Source organism: Mycobacterium sp., from assembly GCF_049280035.1.
Classification (GTDB): Bacteria; Actinomycetota; Actinomycetes; order Mycobacteriales; family Mycobacteriaceae; genus Mycobacterium.
On record NZ_JBAPPI010000172.1, the window covers coordinates 1 to 18,944 of the forward strand.

Annotated in this window: 24 protein-coding genes; 13 read left to right on the plus strand and 11 right to left on the minus strand. The window is 65.5% G+C overall.

Going from position 1 to position 18,944, the window contains the following annotated elements:
• Nucleotides 1–12 precede the first annotated feature (12 nt).
• Both WAN71_RS05550 and WAN71_RS05555 read right to left on the minus strand, forming a co-directional pair.
• Complete coding sequence (locus WAN71_RS05550) at nucleotides 13–1,095, minus strand: IS110 family transposase (protein WP_422224374.1); 1,083 nt, start codon at nucleotides 1,093–1,095, stop codon at nucleotides 13–15.
• 196 nt (nucleotides 1,096–1,291) lie between these two features.
• A complete protein-coding gene (locus tag WAN71_RS05555) occupies nucleotides 1,292–2,362 on the minus strand; it encodes a 13E12 repeat family protein (protein WP_422224375.1) in 1,071 nt (356 codons plus the stop codon).
• 89 nt (nucleotides 2,363–2,451) lie between these two features.
• Here WAN71_RS05555 and WAN71_RS05560 point away from each other — a divergent pair, with 89 nt between their 5' ends.
• The 4 genes from WAN71_RS05560 to WAN71_RS05575 are packed head-to-tail and all read left to right on the plus strand — an operon-like array spanning nucleotide 2,452 to nucleotide 5,907.
• Nucleotides 2,452–3,243 carry an SDR family oxidoreductase gene (locus WAN71_RS05560; RefSeq protein WP_422224396.1) on the plus strand — a complete coding sequence of 264 codons (792 nt, stop codon included), beginning with the start codon at nucleotides 2,452–2,454 and terminating at the stop codon, nucleotides 3,241–3,243.
• A gap of 14 nt (nucleotides 3,244–3,257) precedes the next feature.
• Nucleotides 3,258–4,334: a diacylglycerol kinase gene (locus WAN71_RS05565; RefSeq protein WP_422224376.1), complete on the plus strand. Its 1,077-nt coding sequence runs from the start codon at nucleotides 3,258–3,260 to the stop codon at nucleotides 4,332–4,334.
• A 49-nt stretch (nucleotides 4,335–4,383) separates the two neighbouring features.
• Nucleotides 4,384–5,610 (plus strand): Nramp family divalent metal transporter, encoded by a 1,227-nt coding sequence (locus WAN71_RS05570; RefSeq protein WP_422224377.1) that lies wholly within the window; start codon nucleotides 4,384–4,386, stop codon nucleotides 5,608–5,610.
• Between the two features lie 51 nt (nucleotides 5,611–5,661).
• Nucleotides 5,662–5,907, plus strand: a complete 246-nt coding sequence (locus tag WAN71_RS05575) for a hypothetical protein (RefSeq protein WP_422224378.1) — start codon at nucleotides 5,662–5,664, stop codon at nucleotides 5,905–5,907.
• A 70-nt stretch (nucleotides 5,908–5,977) separates the two neighbouring features.
• On the opposite strand, the gene WAN71_RS05580 is transcribed toward WAN71_RS05575, so the two are convergent.
• Together WAN71_RS05580 and WAN71_RS05585 are read right to left on the minus strand one after the other, a co-directional pair.
• Nucleotides 5,978–6,193 carry a hypothetical protein gene (locus WAN71_RS05580; protein WP_422224379.1) on the minus strand — a complete coding sequence of 72 codons (216 nt, stop codon included), beginning with the start codon at nucleotides 6,191–6,193 and terminating at the stop codon, nucleotides 5,978–5,980.
• A 74-nt stretch (nucleotides 6,194–6,267) separates the two neighbouring features.
• Nucleotides 6,268–7,008, minus strand: coding sequence for a hypothetical protein (locus tag WAN71_RS05585; protein WP_422224380.1), 741 nt, complete (start codon nucleotides 7,006–7,008; stop codon nucleotides 6,268–6,270).
• Nucleotides 7,009–7,040: 32 nt separating this feature from the next.
• Here WAN71_RS05585 and WAN71_RS05590 point away from each other — a divergent pair, with 32 nt between their 5' ends.
• The 3 genes from WAN71_RS05590 to WAN71_RS05600 are packed head-to-tail and all read left to right on the plus strand — an operon-like array spanning nucleotide 7,041 to nucleotide 10,193.
• The gene (locus WAN71_RS05590) at nucleotides 7,041–8,165 is read left to right on the plus strand and encodes a poly-gamma-glutamate hydrolase family protein (protein ID WP_422224381.1); all 1,125 of its coding nucleotides are present in this window, start codon (nucleotides 7,041–7,043) and stop codon (nucleotides 8,163–8,165) included.
• 25 nt (nucleotides 8,166–8,190) lie between these two features.
• A complete protein-coding gene (locus tag WAN71_RS05595) occupies nucleotides 8,191–9,021 on the plus strand; it encodes an LLM class F420-dependent oxidoreductase (protein WP_422224382.1) in 831 nt (276 codons plus the stop codon).
• Nucleotides 9,018–10,193, plus strand: a complete 1,176-nt coding sequence (locus tag WAN71_RS05600) for a putative sulfate/molybdate transporter (protein ID WP_422224383.1) — start codon at nucleotides 9,018–9,020, stop codon at nucleotides 10,191–10,193. The genes WAN71_RS05595 and WAN71_RS05600 overlap by 4 nt, the downstream gene beginning before the upstream one ends.
• A 1-nt stretch (nucleotide 10,194) precedes the next feature.
• On the opposite strand, the gene WAN71_RS05605 is transcribed toward WAN71_RS05600, so the two are convergent.
• From WAN71_RS05605 to glp, 3 genes are read right to left on the minus strand one after another with little or no spacing between them, the layout of a single operon-like run.
• Complete coding sequence (locus WAN71_RS05605) at nucleotides 10,195–10,677, minus strand: MogA/MoaB family molybdenum cofactor biosynthesis protein (protein ID WP_422224384.1); 483 nt, start codon at nucleotides 10,675–10,677, stop codon at nucleotides 10,195–10,197.
• A complete protein-coding gene (moaC, locus tag WAN71_RS05610) occupies nucleotides 10,677–11,162 on the minus strand; it encodes a cyclic pyranopterin monophosphate synthase MoaC (protein WP_422224385.1) in 486 nt (161 codons plus the stop codon). Before moaC ends, WAN71_RS05605 begins: the two co-directional genes overlap by 1 nt.
• A 12-nt stretch (nucleotides 11,163–11,174) precedes the next feature.
• Nucleotides 11,175–12,386, minus strand: coding sequence for a gephyrin-like molybdotransferase Glp (gene glp / locus WAN71_RS05615; protein WP_422224386.1), 1,212 nt, complete (start codon nucleotides 12,384–12,386; stop codon nucleotides 11,175–11,177).
• Nucleotides 12,387–12,421: 35 nt separating this feature from the next.
• Between glp and WAN71_RS05620 the strand changes: the two genes are divergently transcribed.
• The gene (locus WAN71_RS05620) at nucleotides 12,422–12,841 is read left to right on the plus strand and encodes a molybdenum cofactor biosynthesis protein MoaE (protein WP_422224397.1); all 420 of its coding nucleotides are present in this window, start codon (nucleotides 12,422–12,424) and stop codon (nucleotides 12,839–12,841) included.
• A gap of 10 nt (nucleotides 12,842–12,851) precedes the next feature.
• Here WAN71_RS05620 and WAN71_RS05625 read toward each other — a convergent pair whose 3' ends face one another.
• Together WAN71_RS05625 and moaA are read right to left on the minus strand one after the other, a co-directional pair.
• Nucleotides 12,852–13,118 carry a MoaD/ThiS family protein gene (locus WAN71_RS05625; RefSeq protein WP_422224387.1) on the minus strand — a complete coding sequence of 89 codons (267 nt, stop codon included), beginning with the start codon at nucleotides 13,116–13,118 and terminating at the stop codon, nucleotides 12,852–12,854.
• On the minus strand, nucleotides 13,111–14,190 hold the full coding sequence (gene moaA, locus WAN71_RS05630; RefSeq protein WP_422224388.1) for a GTP 3',8-cyclase MoaA: 1,080 nt from the start codon (nucleotides 14,188–14,190) through the stop codon (nucleotides 13,111–13,113). Before moaA ends, WAN71_RS05625 begins: the two co-directional genes overlap by 8 nt.
• Before the next feature lie 110 nt (nucleotides 14,191–14,300).
• On the opposite strand from moaA, the gene WAN71_RS05635 reads away from it, so the two are divergent.
• Genes WAN71_RS05635 through WAN71_RS05650 form a run of 4 tightly spaced genes read left to right on the plus strand, consistent with a single transcriptional unit; the run spans nucleotide 14,301 to nucleotide 17,025 of the window.
• Nucleotides 14,301–14,711 carry a TOBE domain-containing protein gene (locus tag WAN71_RS05635; RefSeq protein ID WP_422224389.1) on the plus strand — a complete coding sequence of 137 codons (411 nt, stop codon included), beginning with the start codon at nucleotides 14,301–14,303 and terminating at the stop codon, nucleotides 14,709–14,711.
• A gap of 22 nt (nucleotides 14,712–14,733) precedes the next feature.
• Nucleotides 14,734–15,219: an oxidoreductase gene (locus tag WAN71_RS05640; protein ID WP_422224390.1), complete on the plus strand. Its 486-nt coding sequence runs from the start codon at nucleotides 14,734–14,736 to the stop codon at nucleotides 15,217–15,219.
• Between the two features lie 13 nt (nucleotides 15,220–15,232).
• The gene (locus WAN71_RS05645; RefSeq protein WP_422224391.1) at nucleotides 15,233–16,723 is read left to right on the plus strand and encodes a molybdopterin-dependent oxidoreductase; all 1,491 of its coding nucleotides are present in this window, start codon (nucleotides 15,233–15,235) and stop codon (nucleotides 16,721–16,723) included.
• Nucleotides 16,720–17,025, plus strand: a complete 306-nt coding sequence (locus WAN71_RS05650; RefSeq protein WP_422224392.1) for a hypothetical protein — start codon at nucleotides 16,720–16,722, stop codon at nucleotides 17,023–17,025. The genes WAN71_RS05645 and WAN71_RS05650 overlap by 4 nt, the downstream gene beginning before the upstream one ends.
• Here WAN71_RS05650 and WAN71_RS05655 read toward each other — a convergent pair.
• On the minus strand, nucleotides 16,970–17,314 hold the full coding sequence (locus WAN71_RS05655; protein ID WP_422224393.1) for a hypothetical protein: 345 nt from the start codon (nucleotides 17,312–17,314) through the stop codon (nucleotides 16,970–16,972). The genes WAN71_RS05650 and WAN71_RS05655 overlap by 56 nt on opposite strands.
• 30 nt (nucleotides 17,315–17,344) lie before the next feature.
• Complete coding sequence (locus WAN71_RS05660) at nucleotides 17,345–18,397, minus strand: hypothetical protein (RefSeq protein WP_422224394.1); 1,053 nt, start codon at nucleotides 18,395–18,397, stop codon at nucleotides 17,345–17,347.
• A gap of 66 nt (nucleotides 18,398–18,463) precedes the next feature.
• On the opposite strand from WAN71_RS05660, the gene WAN71_RS05665 reads away from it, so the two are divergent.
• Nucleotides 18,464–18,877: a pyridoxamine 5'-phosphate oxidase family protein gene (locus WAN71_RS05665; RefSeq protein ID WP_422224395.1), complete on the plus strand. Its 414-nt coding sequence runs from the start codon at nucleotides 18,464–18,466 to the stop codon at nucleotides 18,875–18,877.
• The last annotated feature ends 67 nt before the right edge of the window (nucleotides 18,878–18,944 follow it).

Below are 18,944 nucleotides of genomic sequence, written 5' to 3' on the forward strand. Positions count from 1 at the left end.
GTGTGGATGCTCCTATGCAGCGTCAAGTGCCTGCGTTGTTGGGTTTAGGTCGGCTTGGAGTGCTCGGTAGAGCTCGCGGACCACGGCCCGTTTAAGGCAGCGGATGATCTCCTTCTTGGTCTTGCCTTCTTGGGTTCGGCGGGTCAGGTAGACCTTGGTGGGTTCGTGCCAGCGCAGCCTGTTGACGACGATCAGATGTATGGAGCTGTTGGCGTCTCGGTCGCCGCCGCGGTGCAGGCGGTGGCGGGTGGTGTTGCCGCTGCTGGCCGGTATGGGGGCCACGCCGCACAGCCGCGCCAGGGATGCCTCGGACTTCAGCCGTTCGATGTTCTGACCTGCCGTGGTGAGCACCTGCCCGGCTGCCTCGGTTCCAACACCGCTAATCGCCAACAGGTTTGGCGCACGCTCGGCCAGTATGGCCTCGAGCTCACGATTGGCTTCGGCGATCTCCTCATCGATCATCTGAATCCGTTTGGCTAGTCGGCGCAGCATCCTGCGGGCCGTGACCGTGGGATCGTCGATGGCGCCGTTGGCTGGGATGCGCAGTCGGGCGCAGCGCGCCACCAGGGCCGCCCGGTCGTAGCTGGACAACTTCGCGCGCAAGCCGTCGGGAGCGCACCACAGCAGTCCATGGATCTGATGCAGTGCAGCCCTGCGCGCCTTGACCGCACTGCGACGGGTCGCCCGGATCTCACGCACCGATTCGACATACCCCTGGCGATTCTTGGGCATGGCCAGCGCAGCTTCGCTGAGCACCGCGCGGGCGGCATTGATCGCATCGATCGGGTCGGACTTGCCGCGCCGGCGCCGATCTTGGCGATTGGGCCGGGATACCTCGATCACCGTCACATCGTGAGCCTGCAGAAACCGTTGCAGGCCAGCCCCGTAGGACCCGGTTCCCTCCAGCCCGGCCTTGACCAGGGTGCCGAGCGCACGCGCCCAGGACAGCAGCTGCCGGTAACCGGTCGAGGTTGCGGGAAACTCACGTTCGTCGAGCAGTTTTCCGGTCTCAGCGTCCAGCGCTGCGCCGTGATGGGAGAGTTTGTGGGTATCGACGCCGATCACGACGTGACGAGACCCCGAATGTGTTGTCATGCTGTACCTGCCGTCCTCTATTGCGGTGGATGGGTGGCGACACCGGCGTCGGCGGTTGGACAGGACAGAGATGGGTGCTTGTAGCGCAAGCTCCTATGAGGTCACAGCCGTCGCGTCGGTGACGTCGCGCGCCACTCCCAGCGACGGCCGACAAATCCACACAAGGACAACCAGTCGGCGTCAGTCGAGGTCAGAGTCAGACCGCCACCGGCAGTGACGCACCCCCGTGCTCTCTGTCGATATCGCAATACACCGGAGGCTGATCGCAACCTGGGGCCCGGCAGGTCAAATCCCGGCACCGGACAAACTCGGCCAGTTTGGCCGACGGGATGTAGCGCGACTCGGCGGCAACCGGAACGATCAGTGGCTGCAGCGTGGCCGACTTGGCCAATTCAGCGACCACCTCGGGTGGAATCAGCCCGTCTGCGCCGGCCATATACCCCGGCGTCGTCCCATTGCCGTCGACGCTGGCCTGCTCGGCGACCACATGGATCACCACATTGCGGTTCCGCATGCGGCCCCGGGTCTCCACGCAGTCCGAATCCCCGCAGGTGCACATCAGCCGTTCGGCACCGGCGACCAAGGCGCCCAACGCATCGGCGCGCCGCTGCGCCTTCGTCCGGGGATCTGCCTCGCACACCGTGCCCGCCAGCTCATCTAAGCGGCGGTCCAGCGCCCGGCCGGTGCTGGCGAACACGTTGCCGTACACCTCGGCGATACCGGGCACCAACTCGGACACGTTCAGGTAGCGGCCTTTGAGTTCTTTATTCGTCCGGCGGACCGCGTCACGATCGACCTCGGCGACAATGGCATCAACCCGCATCGCCAGATTGCCGCGAGTGAGCGACGGCCAGCGCGGGGCGCGCCCCGCCAACTGCGCATCGACCGCAGCCAGCGCCTTCTCGTCGGTGATCAGCGCCGTACGATAGGCGATCACGCTGAACATCGCGTAATTAATGTCCCCGGCGGCAAGACATTCCCCCACTTTGGGCAGCCGCTCTCGCATGATTTCGGCATCACGCATGTGGCTCGACGCCAGCGCGCGGCTGATCCGCAGGACTGCGGCCAGTTCGGCGGCCATCGCGTCCCACAGGTCGGCGACCCACTCCGCGCAATCGCCGTACTGGCGATGCCGCAGCCGCATCAGGTCGGCGACCGCGTTCAGCCGCTGCGCCGTGGCCTGCGCTTCGATCCGCGTCGCTATGCACGCTCGTTCGAGCAGGGCAGTCGACTCGTTAGTCGTCGACAACTCCATTGACTCGAACATACATTCGATTCTATCACCGCCTCCCGACAAACAACGGACCGGCAAAGAAAACTAGAACGTGTTCCAGAAATGGTGTTACGGTGGCGCCCGTGATCCTGGACAAATTCCGACTCGACGACAAGGTCGCCGTTGTCACCGGCGGCGGCCGCGGCCTCGGCGCGGCCATCGCGCTGGCTTTCGCGGACGTCGGCGCCGACGTAGTCATTGCCTCACGCACCCAATCCGAACTAGAGGCCGTTGCCGACCAGGTCCGCGCTGCCGGACGCCGGGCCCACATCGTCGCCGCGGACCTGGCCCACCCCGAAGTGACCGCGGAGTTGGCCGGCCAGGCCGTCGAAGCATTCGGACGGCTGGACATCGTGGTCAACAACGTCGGCGGCACCATGCCCAACGCGCTGTTGAGCACGTCGACGCAGGATCTCAAGGCCGCGTTCACCTTCAACGTCGCAACCGCCCACGCCTTGACCACCGCCGCGGCGCCGCTGATGCTCGAGCACTCCGGCGGCGGCAGCATCATCAACATCACCTCGACGATGGGACGGGTGGCCGGCCGCGGTTTCGCCGCCTACGGCACCGCCAAGGCCGCACTCGCGCACTACACCCGGCTGGCCGCGCTGGACCTGTGCCCGCGGATTCGGGTCAACGCCATCGCGCCGGGGTCGATCGCCACCTCGGCGCTGGACATCGTCGCCTCCAATGACGAGCTGCGTACGCCGATGGAAAAAGTGACACCAATGCGCCGCCTCGGTGAGCCTGACGAGATCGCTGCCGCCGCAGTATATTTGGCCTCACCCGCGGGTGCCTACCTGACCGGCAAGGTGCTCGAAGTCGACGGCGGCATCACCTTCCCCAACCTCGACCTACCGATCCCGGACCTGTGAGCGGAACTATGACCATGGCCATTCGCGTCGCCCAGATCGGCACCGGCAACGTCGGCGCCCATGCGCTAAAAGCACTGATTACCAATCCAGAGTTCGAGCTCACCGGGGTGTGGGTGTCGTCGGAATCCAAAGCGGGTAAGGACGCCGGAGAGCTTGCCGGACTTAAAGACTCGACCGGCATCACCGCGACTACCGACTTGGACGCGGTACTCGCCACCAAGCCGCAGTGCGCCGTCTACACCGCGATGGCCGACAACCGGTTGCCCGACGCTCTCGACGATTACCGGCGCATCCTGGCCGCCGGAGTGAACGTCGTCGGCAGCAGCGCGGTCTTCTTGCAGTATCCGTGGAACGTGCTTCCGCCCGAACTACTCACGCCGATCGAAGATGCTGCGCGGGATGGTAATTCGAGCCTGTTCGTCAACGGCATCGATCCCGGGTTTGCCAACGATTTGCTGCCGCTTGCACTGGCGGGCACCTGCCAGAACATCCAGCAGATCCGCTGCATGGAGATCGTCGACTACGCCACCTACGACAGCGCGACGGTCATGTTCGACGTGATGGGGTTCGGCAAACCGATCGACGAGATCCCGATGCTGCTGCAACCGGGGGTGCTGAGCCTGGCCTGGGGATCGGTCGTGCGCCAACTCGGCGCCGGGCTGGGTCTCGAACTCGACGCGGTCGAAGAGATGTACGTACGCGAACCGGCACCCGAGGACTTCGATATCGCCTCCGGGCATATCCCCAAGGGCAGCGCCGCCGCGCTGCGGTTCGAGGTGCTCGGACTGGTCGACGGCGATCCCGTCGTCGTCCTGGAACATGTCACCCGGCTGCGCGACGACCTATGCCCGGACTGGCCACAGCCGGCTCAGGCCGGTGGCTCCTACCGGATCGAGATCACCGGCGAACCGTCGTACGGCATCGACGTCTGCTTGAGCAGCCCCAACGGCGACCACAATCACGCCGGCCTGGTGGCCACCGCGATGCGCGTCGTCAACGCCATCCCCGCCGTGGTGGCCGCTCCGGCGGGAATCCGGACCACGCTGGACCTGCCGCTGGTCACCGGCCGCGGCCTCTACACCGCGGGCTAGATGTTTCGGCTAACCTAACTTTCTTATTCGCCGGATGAAAGTAGGTTAGGTGACGCAGGAGACCGGTGCCCGGCCCAAAACTGGCTGGTATCTGCTCGGCCCCGCGTTCGTCGCCGCGATCGCCTATGTCGACCCGGGCAATGTGGCGGCCAACGTCAGCGCCGGCGCGCAGTTCGGCTTCTTACTGCTGTGGGTCGTCGTCCTCGCCAACGTGATGGCCGGCATGGTGCAGTACCTGTCGGCGAAGCTCGGGCTGGTTACCGGGCGCTCGCTGCCGGAAGCAGTCGGTGCCCAGCTGAGCCGGCGCGCCCGACTGGCTTATTGGGCGCAGGCCGAGATCGTCGCGATGGCCACCGACGTCGCCGAGGTGGTCGGTGGGGCGATCGCGCTGCGCATCCTGTTCCACCTGCCGCTGCTGATCGGCGGGGTAATCACCGGGGTGGTATCGCTGCTGCTACTGAGAATCCAGGACCAGCGCGGCCAGCAATTGTTCGAACGTGTCATCACCGGATTGCTGCTGGTGATCGCGATCGGCTTCACGGCCAGTTTCTTTGTCGCAACACCGCCGCCCAGTGAGGTCATCGGCGGGCTGGTGCCGCGATTCCATGGGAAGGAAAGCGTGCTACTGGCCGCCGCCATCCTGGGCGCGACGGTGATGCCGCATGCGGTGTATCTGCATTCCGGGTTGGCCCGCGACCGGCACGGCCATCCCGAGCCGGGGCCGGACCGGCGTCGGCTACTGCGCGTCACCCGGTTGGACGTCGGGCTGGCGATGGTGGTGGCCGGCGCAGTGAACGCCGCCATGCTGCTGATCGCTGCGCTTAACATGCGGGAGCGCGGCCGCACCGGTTCCATCGAAGGCGCTTACACCGCGGTGCACGACACCGTGAGCCCAACCGTCGCGGTGTTCTTCGCAATCGGATTACTGGTTTCGGGTTTGGCATCGGCATCGGTGGGCGCATATGCCGGCGCGATGATCATGCAGGGGTTGCTCTACCGGTCGATTCCGATGCTGGTGCGTCGACTGGTGACGCTGATGCCCGCGCTGCTGATTCTGGCGCTGGGTGTCAACCCGACCCGCACGTTGGTGCTGTCGCAAGTCGTGCTGTCGTTCGGCATTCCGTTCGCGGTGCTTCCGTTGGTACGACTGACTGGCGACCGGGCGCTGATGGGAGATGACGCCAATCACCGCATCACGAGCGCTATTGGCTGGGTGGTCGGTGTGCTGATCAGCCTGCTCAATACGGTGCTGATCTACCTCACTGTGGCTGGCTGAGCATAAACAGGGTGCACGAACTCAGGGCTCCAGCTGGCAGAATCGGAAAGTATGCCCACGCCACCGCGCCGAGTTCTCCGCATGCGGGCGGTTGACCTCACCAACCGCATCCCCGGCTACCGATTCCGCGAGCACGGTGAAGGCGACGATGCCTGGAAGCAGGTCAAAACAAGGGCTGTCTCTGAATTGCACCCCCACGAAGGCAGTCTGCTACCCGAAGTGGTCACGGTAAAGTTCACCGACGGAACAGAGCGTTACTTCAACCCCGACGACCCGGTCGAAATCCAACCCGCATAACGGGCTAGGGGTCTGACCTGATGCAGCGTGCTTCGCACGACGGTCAGCTCCCGGACGGTGCTGATCTAGCTCACCGTGAGCGGCTCGGCACAGGGCGGTTGGCCTTGGCTTTCGGCGCTACCGGTGCGCCCAACTCCAGAAGTTCGTCCAACAGCGCGTCCATCTGAGTTACCGGCGGCAGCGCTCCGCCCCGCTGGCGGTACGCGCTACGAACGCTCGCCAGCAGTCGCAGTTCCCGTTCGATGGTGTGCCGGTCCCGCGTGCTGTCATCTACCGAAGCGCTCATTGCGTGATCCTTACACCGAATAGGCAACACCAACAGCGTGACGCGCCGGAATTAACCTTGCGGTCATTGCCCGATCAGATCACCGTGTCGCTGTCGCCGTCCAAGAGTTGTTGGGGCACTTGACTGAACACGTAGTGTCCCCCGTCAGGGTTCAACGCAAACGTCCAGATGACGTCGTATCGGTCGTCTGGCCACGCGGCGGGTATGGCGGTGCCGTCGACGGTGGGGAAGCTCTGCACGAGCGCCGGGATGCGGTGGTGTTCATAGCAGATCAACACCACCTCGGCGCCGCTGGATAGCACCGCGTCGGCGAACGCGGCTTCTTGACCCAGCGGATCGGGCGACTGAATGGACAGGCCGAGCCGCCGGCTGAGACCGAGGATGGTCTGGTAAGGCCGGTGATTCTTCGTCACGGCCGCATCCCCGTAGGCGGTTGCGTACAACGCTGTGGGGGTGCGCAGCCCCACCTTCGGCGCGACCGCGGGGCTGAACAACGCGGTCAATGCGCCGGATCGTTGCCATCCCTCCGGGGACAACGAATATGCGTTGCGATTCCCGTCGACGTCGACCCCGAAAGGGGGTCCTGACGATAACTCGGATTGGCCCGGTAGCGGCGCGGGCGGTTTCTCGGCGTGACGAAGGACGTAGATCTGCTGCGGCAGCTGCCCCGGCTGCGCCCAGCCTCGTTCGGTGCCGAGCGACGTGGACGCCACTGCCCCGGCGAATACGCCGGCGATCACGCCGATCACCCCGCGCCGAGACAGCGGGGCGGTTGCCAACCGCTGAGTCAACTGGTCGAAACGATCCTCGGTCAAGGCCCCATTGAACATCATGACCAGCGGCAGCGATGAGTAATCGCGCCTACGTCGGCCAGCTACTTCGCCCCGCTAACATCGAGATCGTGACGGCGCGACGCCATACCTACTTCGCGTACGGGTCTAACCTGTGCGTGCGGCAAATGGCGCAACGTTGCCCCGACGCCGGCAATCCCCGGCGGGCGGTGTTGGCCAACCACGACTGGCTGATCAATCAGCGCGGCGTGGCCACCGTCGAGCCGTTCCACGGCGTGGAAGTGCACGGAGTCGTCTGGCAGCTTTCCGATCACGACCTGGCCGCCTTGGACAGCGCCGAGGGCGTACCGCGGCGCTATCGGCGCGACCAGCTGAGGGTGCACAGCGACGACGGGCCGTCAGATGCCTGGGTGTACATCGACCACCGGGTGCATCCCGGTCCGCCGCGACCGGGCTACCTGGAACGCATCATCGATGGAGCAGTGCATCACGGGTTGCCGCAGCGCTGGATCGACTTTTTACGCCGATGGGATCCCGCTCGCTGGCCTCGCCCACGGTCGCGGCCCACAACGCCTGCGCCCCAGTCGCTTTCCGAACTGCTAGCCGAGGCCGGGGTGATCGAGGTCAGCCGATTGCGGTCACGCTTCGGTTTTCTTGCCATTCACGGCGGCGGCCTGGAGGAGATGACCGACGTGATCGCCGAACGCGCCGCCGACGCCGCCGACGCGTCGGTGTATCTGGTGCGGCATCCCGACCGCTATCCACATCACTTGTCGTCGGCTCGCTTTCGCCCTGACCAATCGACCCGACTCGCGGAGTTCCTGGACCACGTCGACATCACGATCTCGCTGCACGGATATGGGCGGATCGGGCGCGGCACGCAGCTGTTGGCCGGCGGCGGGAACCGCGTGCTGGCCGCGCACGTGGCCGGCCACCTCGACCTACCCGGCTATCAGGTCGTCACCGACATCGACAAGATCCCGCTCGAGCTCCGTGGGCTGCATCGGCACAACCCGGTCAATCGGACACGCGATGGCGGCACCCAACTGGAATTGCCGAGCCGGGTCAGGGGCATCAGCCCACGCAGCCCACTACCCGGCGACGACGGATTGTCGCCGGTGACTTCTGCTCTGGTGCAAGGCCTTGCAGCCGCCGCACGCTCCTGGAAATTGCGTTTGTGAATAACTACTCGATCGGAGTTGGCTGATGGCGCAGGAGACATCGCGCACCTTTCGTTTTTCGATCGGCATCCACAGCGCCAAGTCGAGTGCTGCACTGCGCGACAAGGCCAAGCGGATGGAGGATTTCGGATTCGACGGCATTCATCTGCCCGACCACCTCGGTGCGCCGGCACCGTTTCCGGTGCTGACCGCGATCGCGGCGGCCACCTCGACCGTGCGGCTGGGGACCTACGTGCTCAATGCGTGCTTCTACAAGCCCGCCTTGTTGGCTCGTGACGCCGCCGCTGTCAATGACCTCAGCGACGGCCGCCTCGAACTCGGCCTCGGTGCGGGCTACGTGCGGGAGGAATTCGAGGCTGCCGAGCTGCCGTACCCGAGCGCCGGGCAACGCGTCGACTACCTCGAGCACGTCACCACTTACCTGAAAGAGCACCTACCCAACGTGCCGATCCTGATCGCCGGCAACGGAAATCGTTTGTTGACGGTGGCCGCCCAGCATGCCGACATCATCGGCCTGACGGGTGCCAACGACCGCGGGGTCGACGACGCGCTCGCCGAACGTGTCGAGTTCGTCCGCGCCGCCGCCGGCGACCGGTTTGCCGACCTCGAATTGAACCTCGCGATCACCGCAGTGCCGTCAGATAATTCCGGGAAACCCGACCTGTCGATGACCCGCAGGTATGCGCCCCATCTGTCCGACGAGCAGTTGCTGGCGCTGCCGGCCGTGCTGAGCGGATCGCCCCGCGACATCGCCGATACCTTGCGCGGCTACCGGGAAAGCTACGGGCTGACATCCGTCACCGTGCAGGAACAACATGCCGAGACCGTCGCCAAGGTGATCGCGGAGTTCCGATGACCGCTGTCGATCAGCTGCCGAAGGCGGATGGAAGCTCGTTTCGGTTCGACCGAGCGGAGTTAGCCGGGGCGGTAGGCGATCTCGGGGTGCTGGTGCCGATCGCGGTGGCACTGATCGTGAAGAACGGCTTGACGCCGACGGCGGTGCTGTTGCCGGCCGGGCTGCTGTACGTAGTGGCCGGCCTGGTGTATCGGCTTCCGGTGCCCGTGCAGCCGCTGAAGGCATTCGGGGCGATCGCGATCGCGCACGGTTTCGGCGCCGACGACATCGCCGCAGGCGCCCTGCTGATGGGCATGATCTTTGTGACGCTCGGGGCGTCGGGCCTATTGGATTGGGTCTCGAAAGTGTTCCCGCAGCCTATTATTCGGGGAATTCAGCTCTCGGTCGGACTGCTGTTTTGTCAGCTAGCGTGGAAACTGGTGTCCGCGACGCCGAAATCGTTCACCGACCACCGGCACTCGATCTGGTGGCTGGCGTGCGCCACCGTGGTGGTCATCGCCGTGGCGCTGTTGTTGCGGCGCCGCCAAATCACACTGGTCTTCCTAGTGATTGCCGTGGCGGCGATGGTGCTGACCTTCCACGGCTCGTTGCGCTTCGGCCCGTCGGCGGTGCACACCCCACACCTGAGCTGGACCGCGTTCTCCGCCGCAGCAATCGCATTGGTGCTGCCGCAGTTTCCGTTGTCGTTCGCCAACTCGTGTCTGGCCACCGCGGATACGGCCCGCGCTTACTTTGGCGCTGCGGCCGAGCGGGTGCGCCCAGGCCGGTTGGCCATCACTCTTGGCCTGGCCAACCTGTTCGCCGGCGCGATCAGCGGCATGCCGGTGTGCCACGGCGCCGGCGGCATGACAGCGCATCGCAGCTTCGGTGCCCGCAGCGGCGGCGCACCGGTCATGTTGGGCAGCCTGCTGATCACGCTCGCGCTCGCGACCGGAGCGGCGCTGACCGCTGCGCTAGCCGGGTTCCCGGTGCCGATCCTGGCAGGTCTGTTGACGGTCGCCGGCTTGCTGCACATCACGCTGCTGAAAGATCTACGCGGACCCTGGCACTGGGCGCTGGCCCTTGCGGTCGGCATCACCGGATTTCTCAGCAACCTCGCCGTCGCGCTCGTTGGCGCACTTGTGATTTGGTGGGTGGCCCGCTGGATTCAGACCCGGCGGGCCGGGCATTGACTCATCGCGGATGGTCTTTGCCGGCGAGTTGGTCCAGCGCATGGTCCAGCACGTCGGCGAGCACCCGAAGTCCGTCGCGCACCCCGCCCGGCGAACCCGGCAGGTTGACCACCAAGGTCCGCCCCGCCACCCCGCATACGCCGCGGGACAGCACCGAGGTTGGCACCTTCGGTAGACCAGAACGGCGGATCGCGTCGGCCAGCCCGGGAATTTCGTAGTCGAGCACCGCCGCGGTTTGGGCGGGGGTGTCGTCGCTCGGCGAGATGCCGGTGCCACCGGAGGTGATCACCACGTCGACGCCGTTGGCGACGGCGTCACGTAGCGCCTTGCCCACCGGCGCGCCGTCACCCACGACAGTCCGTTGCACCATCGAAAATCCATGCTGCGCAAGCCATTCGGAGATCATCGGGCCGCACCGATCCTCGTAGACCCCGGCTGACGCCCGGGTCGAGGCGATGATGACGCGGGCGGATCGGTCTGCCATCACCGCTGCCATGTTCCGTGGCGGCCGCCGTCCTTTCGCAACACCCGAATGTCGTCGATGCGTGCAGCCGGGTCCACCGCTTTGATCATGTCGTAAAGCGTCAACGCCGCCACACTCACCGCGGTCAGCGCCTCCATCTCCACCCCGGTGCGATCGGTGCTGTGCACGGTCGCGGTGATGTCGATATCGGTCGCACCGACGCTGAAATCAACGTCGACGCCGGTCAATGCCAACTGATGGCAGAGCGGAATCAGGTCGCTGGTGCGCTTAGCGGCCAGAATGCCGGCGACCCGCGCAGTGGCCAGGGCATCGCCCTTCGGCAGCCCGCCCGCCGCGATCAGCTCCACGACTTGCGCGGAAGTCCGCAACGAGCCCGCGGCAACCGCGGTGCGCTTGGTGGCGGCCTTCGCGGTGACGTCGACCATGTGGGCCGCGCCCTGATCGTCGATGTGCGAGAGCGGACCCGCATCAGCCACGCGTCCCATTCTGACAGGTAACTAGCGCAGGTCCCAGATCTGCACCGCGGAGCCGGCCGGAATCTCGGTGGCATCCGCCGGGATGTCCAACAGGCAATTCGCCGACGCCAGCCACCCCAGATGGTGTGACCCCGGCGGGCCGTGGCTCACGGCGGTGCCGGCCGGGTCGAAGATCCCGCGGCGAAACTGGCGTTTGCCGGGCGGTGAGGTCAACGACTCGGTCAGCACCGCGGATAGCAGCGGCCGATGCGGATCGGGCAACCCCATCGCCGAGCGCAGGGCTGGCCGGATGAACACCTCAAACGACACCAGCGCACTGACCGGGTTACCGGGCAGGGTGACGATGGGCGTGCCGGCGACCCGGCCGGCGCCCTGCGGCATGCCGGGCTGCATCGCCACCTTGACGAACTCCACGCCCTGATCACCGGCTCGGCCGAAGGCGTCCTTGACGACCTCGTAGGCACCCGCGCTGACGCCGCCGCTGGTGATGATCAGATCGGACTGGGCGGCGTATCGGTCCAGCAGCGCGGTGAATTGCGCGACGTCATCGGTGGCGATCGCGGTGGCGACCACCTCGGCATCGGCGGCGCGGACGGCGGCGGCCAGCATGACCGCATTGGATTCGTATATTTGCCCTGGCCGCAGCGGCGTACCCGGCGTCACGAGCTCTGATCCGGTGGAAATCACTAGCACCCGTTGACGCGGGATCACTGGTAGCTGGGACACTCCCAGCGCCGCGGCCAGCCCGATCACCGCGGGGGTGACCGGCTGCCCGGCCCGCAATACCGTGCTGCCGGCGGCGACATCCTCACCGGCGCGGCGGATGTGCTTCCCCTCGGCACTGGGTGCGTTGATAGCCACGACATCGGTCCGCCCATCGGTGGCCTCGACCGGCACTACCGCCGTCGCGCCGGCCGGGATCGGCGCGCCAGTCATGATGCGATGCGCGGTACCCGGCCGCAGTGTCGGCATGTCGGTCCGGCCAGCCGGAATATCCTCGGCCACAGGCAGTTTCACGGGCTGATCGGACGTCGCCGAGGCCGCTGATGCTATTTCGTCGGCACGCACAGCGTAGCCGTCCATCGCGGAGTTGTCGAAAACCGGCAGCGCCACCGCCGCGGTCACGTCGTCGGACAGCACCCGGCCCTCGGCGTCGGGCAGTTCGGCGGTGCTGGCCCGCCGGGCAGTGATCAGCCCGGCGACAACGCGTTGATGCTCCTCGACCGACCGCATGGCGTCAGTAAATATAGTTGGTCTCCGTGGGATGTCTGGTGGTTCGCGCCGCGCTGACGGATCAGCCGATTTCGCTTGCCGAACACGAGGAACTGGTGAGCCATCAGGCCGCCGGAGCGGTCGTGGGGTTCGTCGGCATGATTCGCGACCACGACGGCGGGCGTCACGTGCTGAAGCTCGAATATTCCGCGCACCCGTCGGCCGCCGACGTCCTGGCCGAGGTGGTGGCCGACGTCGCCGCGCAATCCCCCGGGACGCGGGCCGTTGCCGCCAGCCACCGGATCGGCGTCCTGCAGATCGGCGAGGCGGCGCTGGTAGCCGCGGTCGCCGCCGACCATCGCCAAGCGGCATTCGCCGCCTGCGCAGAGCTGGTGGACGCCATCAAGGCGCGGCTACCGGTGTGGAAGCGCCAGTTCTTCGCCGACGGAACCGACGAGTGGGTGGGCTCGGCTTAACGGCCCTCGGTCAGCCTCCGGCAAACGGCGGCAGGACGTCGACCGTGTTGCCCGCCTGCAGCGGCTGAGCCTGATCCCGCACCGCCACGCCGTCGCACAGATACGAGCACCGGGACAATACCCGCGCGAGTTCTTGGCTGCGGTCGCCCAGGCGGTCGACAAGCTCGCTAACGGTGGCACCGGAACGCACGCTCAGCTGCTCGGAATCGGATCCTGCCGCGGCGCGGGCGGCCGCGAAATACCGCACGGTGATGGTCTGACCCGGCACCTCAGCCACCAATCGCGCTCATCGGCCGCGCCGGCTGGACGAAGTCTGGGTCGTCGATGCCATGGCCGGCCGGTTTGCCCCACATCGCCGTCCGCCACGCCGCCTCGATCGCGCCGTCGTCGGCGCCGGCGCGCAGCAGCCGCCGCAGGTCGGTCTCCTCGATGGCGAACAGGCAGCTACGCAGCTGCCCGTCGGCGGTCAACCGGGTGCGGTCACAGGTCGCGCAGAAGGGATGCGTCACCGAGGCGATGACGCCGACTTTTCCGGTGCGTCCCGTCGCGGGATCGGTGATCCGCCACAGCTCGGCCGGCGCCGAACCCCGCGGCGCCCGATCGGGTTTCAGCGCAAACGAATGACGTCGCAGCTGCGCGAGCACTTGGTCTGCGGTCACCGTGGCCTCACGACGCCATTGGTGTCCGGCATCGAGCGGCATCTGCTCGATGATCCGTAACTGGTAGTCATGGTCGAGGCAGAACCGCACCAGCGACACCGCATCGTCGAGCCCGGTCCGCGGGTCCAGCACAGCATTCACCTTTACCGGTCGCAGACCCGCTGCGTCGGCGGCGGCCAGGCCAGCCAGCACATCGGCCAGCCGGTCGCGGCGGGTGATCGCCGCGAAGCGGACGTAATCCATGCTGTCCAGCGACACGTTCACCCGGTCCAAGCCGGCCCGCGCCAACTTGTCAGCACGCTTGGCCAACAAAACGCCGTTGGTGGTCAGCGCGAGCTCCGGGCGCGGCCGCAGTGCGGCGGTTGCAGCGACAACTTCGTCAAGATGCTTGGCCAGCAACGGTTCTCCACCGGTGAACCGCACCTTGGTTATGCCCAGCCGGGACACGCCGATTCGCACCAGCCGGAGAATCTCGTCGGGCTGCAGCAGCTGCTCGGCAGCCGACCACGGCAGACCCTCGGCGGGCATGCAGTAGGTGCAGCGCAGATTGCAGCGGTCGGTCAACGACACCCGCAAATCGGTCGCGATTCGCCCGTAGCTGTCGATCAACGGGCCGGTGGACGGGGGCTGGGTTGCCGGGTCAACGAAGCGACGTCGCACCAAAGGCACACCGAGCGTCGTGATCGTCATGGCACCATCCGAATCTGGTCGCGAACAACGAAGCTATTATCCATCGCCCCGACGAAGCCGGCATCACGCGACGCTTTCCTGCAGGTCATGGCGTCATCTAGCATCTATTTGTGCCAACGATGCGCATCCGTCAGGCAGCCGAGCTGCTAGGGGTCAGCGACGACACTGTCCGGCGATGGATCGACAACGGCGCTTTGTCGGCAAGCCAAGACGACGCCGGCCGCAAGGTGATCACCGGGCGGGTCTTGGCCGAGTTTTGGCGCAAGAACGCACGACCGTTGCCGCCGAACCCGCTCGGCACCGGCAGCTCAGCGCGGAACCGCTTTGTCGGTTTGGTCACCAACGTGGTCAGCGACAAGGTGATGACCCAAGTCGAGATGCAATGTGGTCCGCACACCGTCGTATCCCTGATGAGCACCGAGGCCGCAAAGGAATTGGAACTTGAGCCCGGCAGTCTCGCGGTAGCGGTTGTCAAGGCCACCACTGTGATTGTCGAAACCCCGAAAGCGTTTGCCGAGTAACGCCGGTGGGTACGCGGCGGCCGTGAATGCTTTCATCGAAAGGTGGAAGCGCAGCCGGCTATATGAGTGGCTTCGCCTGAAAGGCTATGTCGCATTCAATTTGCCCCGAACGGTCACCATGCTGGGCGCAGCGCTGCTGATCGGAATCGCCGCGGTGCATGTTTACGTGCTGACTAGCCAGCCGGCGTTGCCAATATACTTCTTCGTCTACACCGCGATCCTGGAAGCTTGCTGTCTGTTGACTGCCGCCTCCCTGTGGCTGGGCCGCAATCCCCGTGTGCCGCAATTAGGCTGGTTCTTTGGTGATCTGGTTTCGGTCGTCTTCCTGGGTTTGTACCTGGCCAGCCGAGCGACGGCGTTGCCCGGGCTGGTGGCGGTGACTGGCCGGTGGGATTTCGCCCCCGGCACGTTCGCCGGCGCGTTTGCGTTGGGCTTCATCGCCGTTCATATGTCGGTGCTGCTGGGCATCAACGTGGCGTATCCGCAACGGCAGCCATGGTTCGACTGACGGGCATTCGGCGATGACTACGTTCGATTATCCGCTGTGGCTACGAGTCGACCACTGGCTCAACGTGCTGTTCGTGACGTTGGTCATTCGCAGTGGGATCGAGATCCTCGCTACCCATCCGAAGTTGTACTGGAATGACGACAGCAGACCCGGAAGTGAGTGGGCGCGCTTCACCCGCAAGGTCATGCCGAAGAACAAGCTGTACGACACCCTCGATGAGGAGGAGGACTACAGCCCGTTCATCTCGTTGCCGGGCCACGCGCAGTTGGGCCTCGGCCGGCACTGGCATTTCTTTGCGGTGATCGGCTGGATTTTGGTGGGACTGTCCTACTACATCCTGCTCTTCGCGACCGGGCAATGGCATCGCTACTGGCCCGCATCGTGGGCGATCTTCCCCGAAGCCTGGAACGACATCGTCACGTATATGACGTTCAACCTGCCGCCGTTGCTGCCGGGCGAACCGCTGGACGCCATGCAGAAGCTGGCCTATGCCGGCGTCGTCTTTGGGTTGGCGCCATTCCAAATCCTTACCGGGGCAGCCCAATCTCCGGCGATCGAGGCCAGGTTCCCGTGGTACGTCCGGATGTGGGGTGGACGGCAATGGGCCCGCAGTCTGCATTTCCTGGGTCTGGTCACCTTCGTGGGCTTCATCGCCATCCATCTCTCGATGGTGTTCTTCTGGGGCTGGGGTCACCTCACCGCCGCGATGATCTTCGGCTCGATTCGCAACACCTACTGGGCAACCGCCCTGTCGCTGCTGATCATCGCGACGATCATCGCCATACATGTCGCGGCGACATTATGGAGCCTGCGCAACCCTCGTTCGGTTCAGCGCAGGCTGGACGCCGTGGTCGGCCTCGCTCGGTCGATTCTGTTGCGGCCGTTGGAATCACGGCAGAATTATTCCGAACGGAAACTGACTGCGCAGCACCGCGTTAACGGCAAGCCCCCTTGCTCGGCCGAGTACAAGGTGATGGCGGTGCACAACTTTGTCGACTGGCGGCTGCGGGTCGGCGGATTGGTCGAAAATCCGGTGACGTTGGATTTGGCCGCGTTGAGCGCGTTGGCCGATCCGGAAACGCAGCGGGTCATGCACAACTGCGTGCAGGGCTGGACGAGCATCGGTGAATGGAGCGGCCTGCACCTCAGCACGCTGGTTGAACTGGTGCGGCCACTACCGGAAGCGAAGTACATCTGCTCGATGACCATGCAGGACAACGACCGCGACGAGCCCAGTTCGCATGGCGGAGGCCAATTTTACGAGGTGATGGACCTCGAACTCGCCTACAAGCCGCAGACGATCCTGGCTTATGAGATGAACGGCAAGCCGTTGCCGATCAAACACGGTGCCCCGTTGCGGCTGCGGGTGGAGACTCAAGTCGGATTCAAGATGGCCAAGTGGATCAACCAGATTGAGTTCATCAACGACTACTCCGGCATCGGCAAGGGCGCGGGCGGTTGGCGCGAGGACAATGTCTACTACGCCAAGGACGTGGAGATATGACCGCGCCTGTGCGCCCTGAGCTGATCAGCCTGATTCCGGTCGACCGGGACCGCGTGGTCGCGCAAGTCGCCGCGAAAGGCGGGCACTGCGAGAGCTGCGGCGGAACCGATTTCGAGGTCGGCCATGCCCTTTACCTCGGTTTTCTGTTTCTCGACGAGGACGACGACGCCTACCTGGTCGCGTTGACGTGCCGCAACCCGGAGTGTGGGCAACGCACCGCAATCAGGCTGCGCGAGAAGGACTTTCTCAGCCGCGGCGAAACGGCAGCCCGCGCCGCGACTTGGCTGGCCTCGGCTCCCTGAACACGGGCTGAGCAAGCTCGATTCGATCGATCAAGTCGGATAGTTCCCGCAGCTCGTCACACAGCGCTTGGAACCGACGCTCATCGGCCTCGTCGAGCAGACCGCGTGAACTGTAATGCACCAGCCGCGGCAGCCGCCCGGCAAGCGCGGTACCCCATCTGATGCTGAAGTCGTACTTCTCGCCGTCGGTCACTTCGTCTTTCTGGCCAAGCTGTCTGAGCGCCTGGATCTGTTCGGTAAGCCACTCAACATCATCGTCGATGGAGATCGGCGCAGGGTTATCGTCCATGTCGACACCCATGGTCCCCCATTCGTCTTGTCACAGGTGCGGTTTGGCGACACTCACCACTAACGGTGTCCCTGCGAAAGTGAGATACACCCGGTGCGGCCCGAGGGCCATGCCCGACAGCGGCGCCGACCGTTGCGATTCAGGAAGAGCTGTTCGGTAATTGGCGATCCGCAGCACCGGGATCGTGTCCTGCTCGAAGCGCATGAAGCTGTTCGTCTCCAGCACCGCCACCTCCCGGTCGGTGGCCGCGTAGATGCGGGTGTCGTCGGTGCCGATCCGCCGGATCGGCGACGGCAACTGGGTCGCGGCCCGCACCCTCAAGCCCTCCCCGCTACGCCGCAAGTCGACGACATAGAGCATGTCGTCGTCACTGCGTGCCACATAACTGCGCGTCACCGCGGTGCCATCACCTGCCGACGACGCGACGTCCATGGCCAGTGATCCAACCTCCGCGGGTGGCGACGAGGGTCCTTTGTAGTAGCGGATTCCCGATGGCCCACAGACGTGGTACTCGATCTCGCGCCCACGGTTGGCGCCGTCGATCACGTCCGCGGGATCGCCGGTGATCTTGGCCGTCGGCAGTTTCCGGAACCCGTATTCGTCGACCGGAGTCACCGACGATCCGTCTGCCGACAGGGCAAGCAAGACCCGCATTCCGCTATCTTCGGAGAGGTAGGCGGGCGCGGGTCCGGCGTCGAACTCATCGACCTGCCGCAGAGTAGCGAGGTCGATCACCGCGACCTTGCCGCGTTGCGGCTCCGGCACAAAGATGTGCTGGTCGTCTTTCCGGCTGATCTGTAGGTTCCGCCCCACCGCCATCGGCGGCGACAGCCGGGTCGTGGCGTGGCCGGCCCGCAGCAAGTCGGTGATTTCGGCGACTCGGCCATCGTCGGTGAGCCCCACCAGGGCGTCGCTGCGATACGACCACACCGGATCACGCAGCGTCGCACCGGCCGTCATCACGCTGAGCTCGGGTGTGGTCTCCACTGCTGTCCCCGGCGCCGTGCAGCCCGCAGCCGCAATAACACTGACTGCCAACGGGACCCACCGGCGCCGCAGCCGACGCACCACGATTCTCGCCATCCTCCTTGCCGTCTTCACCTGAGCAATACCCCGGATCGCGGTCCGGCTACACATAGGCTTTGAAGGATGAGCACGAAGTCCGTGAAGAAAGTCGACTTCAAACGCCTTGCTGCCGCATTAAACGACTACCGGTTTGCGTATCTCGTCACGGTCGATGACGACTACCGCGTGCACACCGTGACTGTCGAACCGCAGCTGCGCGGGCAGGTCATGGACGTCGGGCTGATCGGCGGCCGCACCCGCAAGAACGTCGAAAGCCGCAGCGCCGTCACACTGTTGTGGCCGCCGAGCGAGCCTGGTGGCTATTCGCTGATCGTCGACGGCCGGGCCGAAGTGGCCGAGACAACCGACTCCGCTGGCGACACCGCTGAGCTTCGGGTGGTGCCGACCCGAGCGCTGTTGCACCGCAACGCCGACCCGAACATTCCGGGGTCCGCGAAAGGCTGCCTGCACGACTGTGTGGTGTTTTCCACTCGGTAACCGACGTGTGGGCCACCTCACAACGCTGACCTGCGGTTTCACCACCTCACGGCGGCCCTTAGCGCGC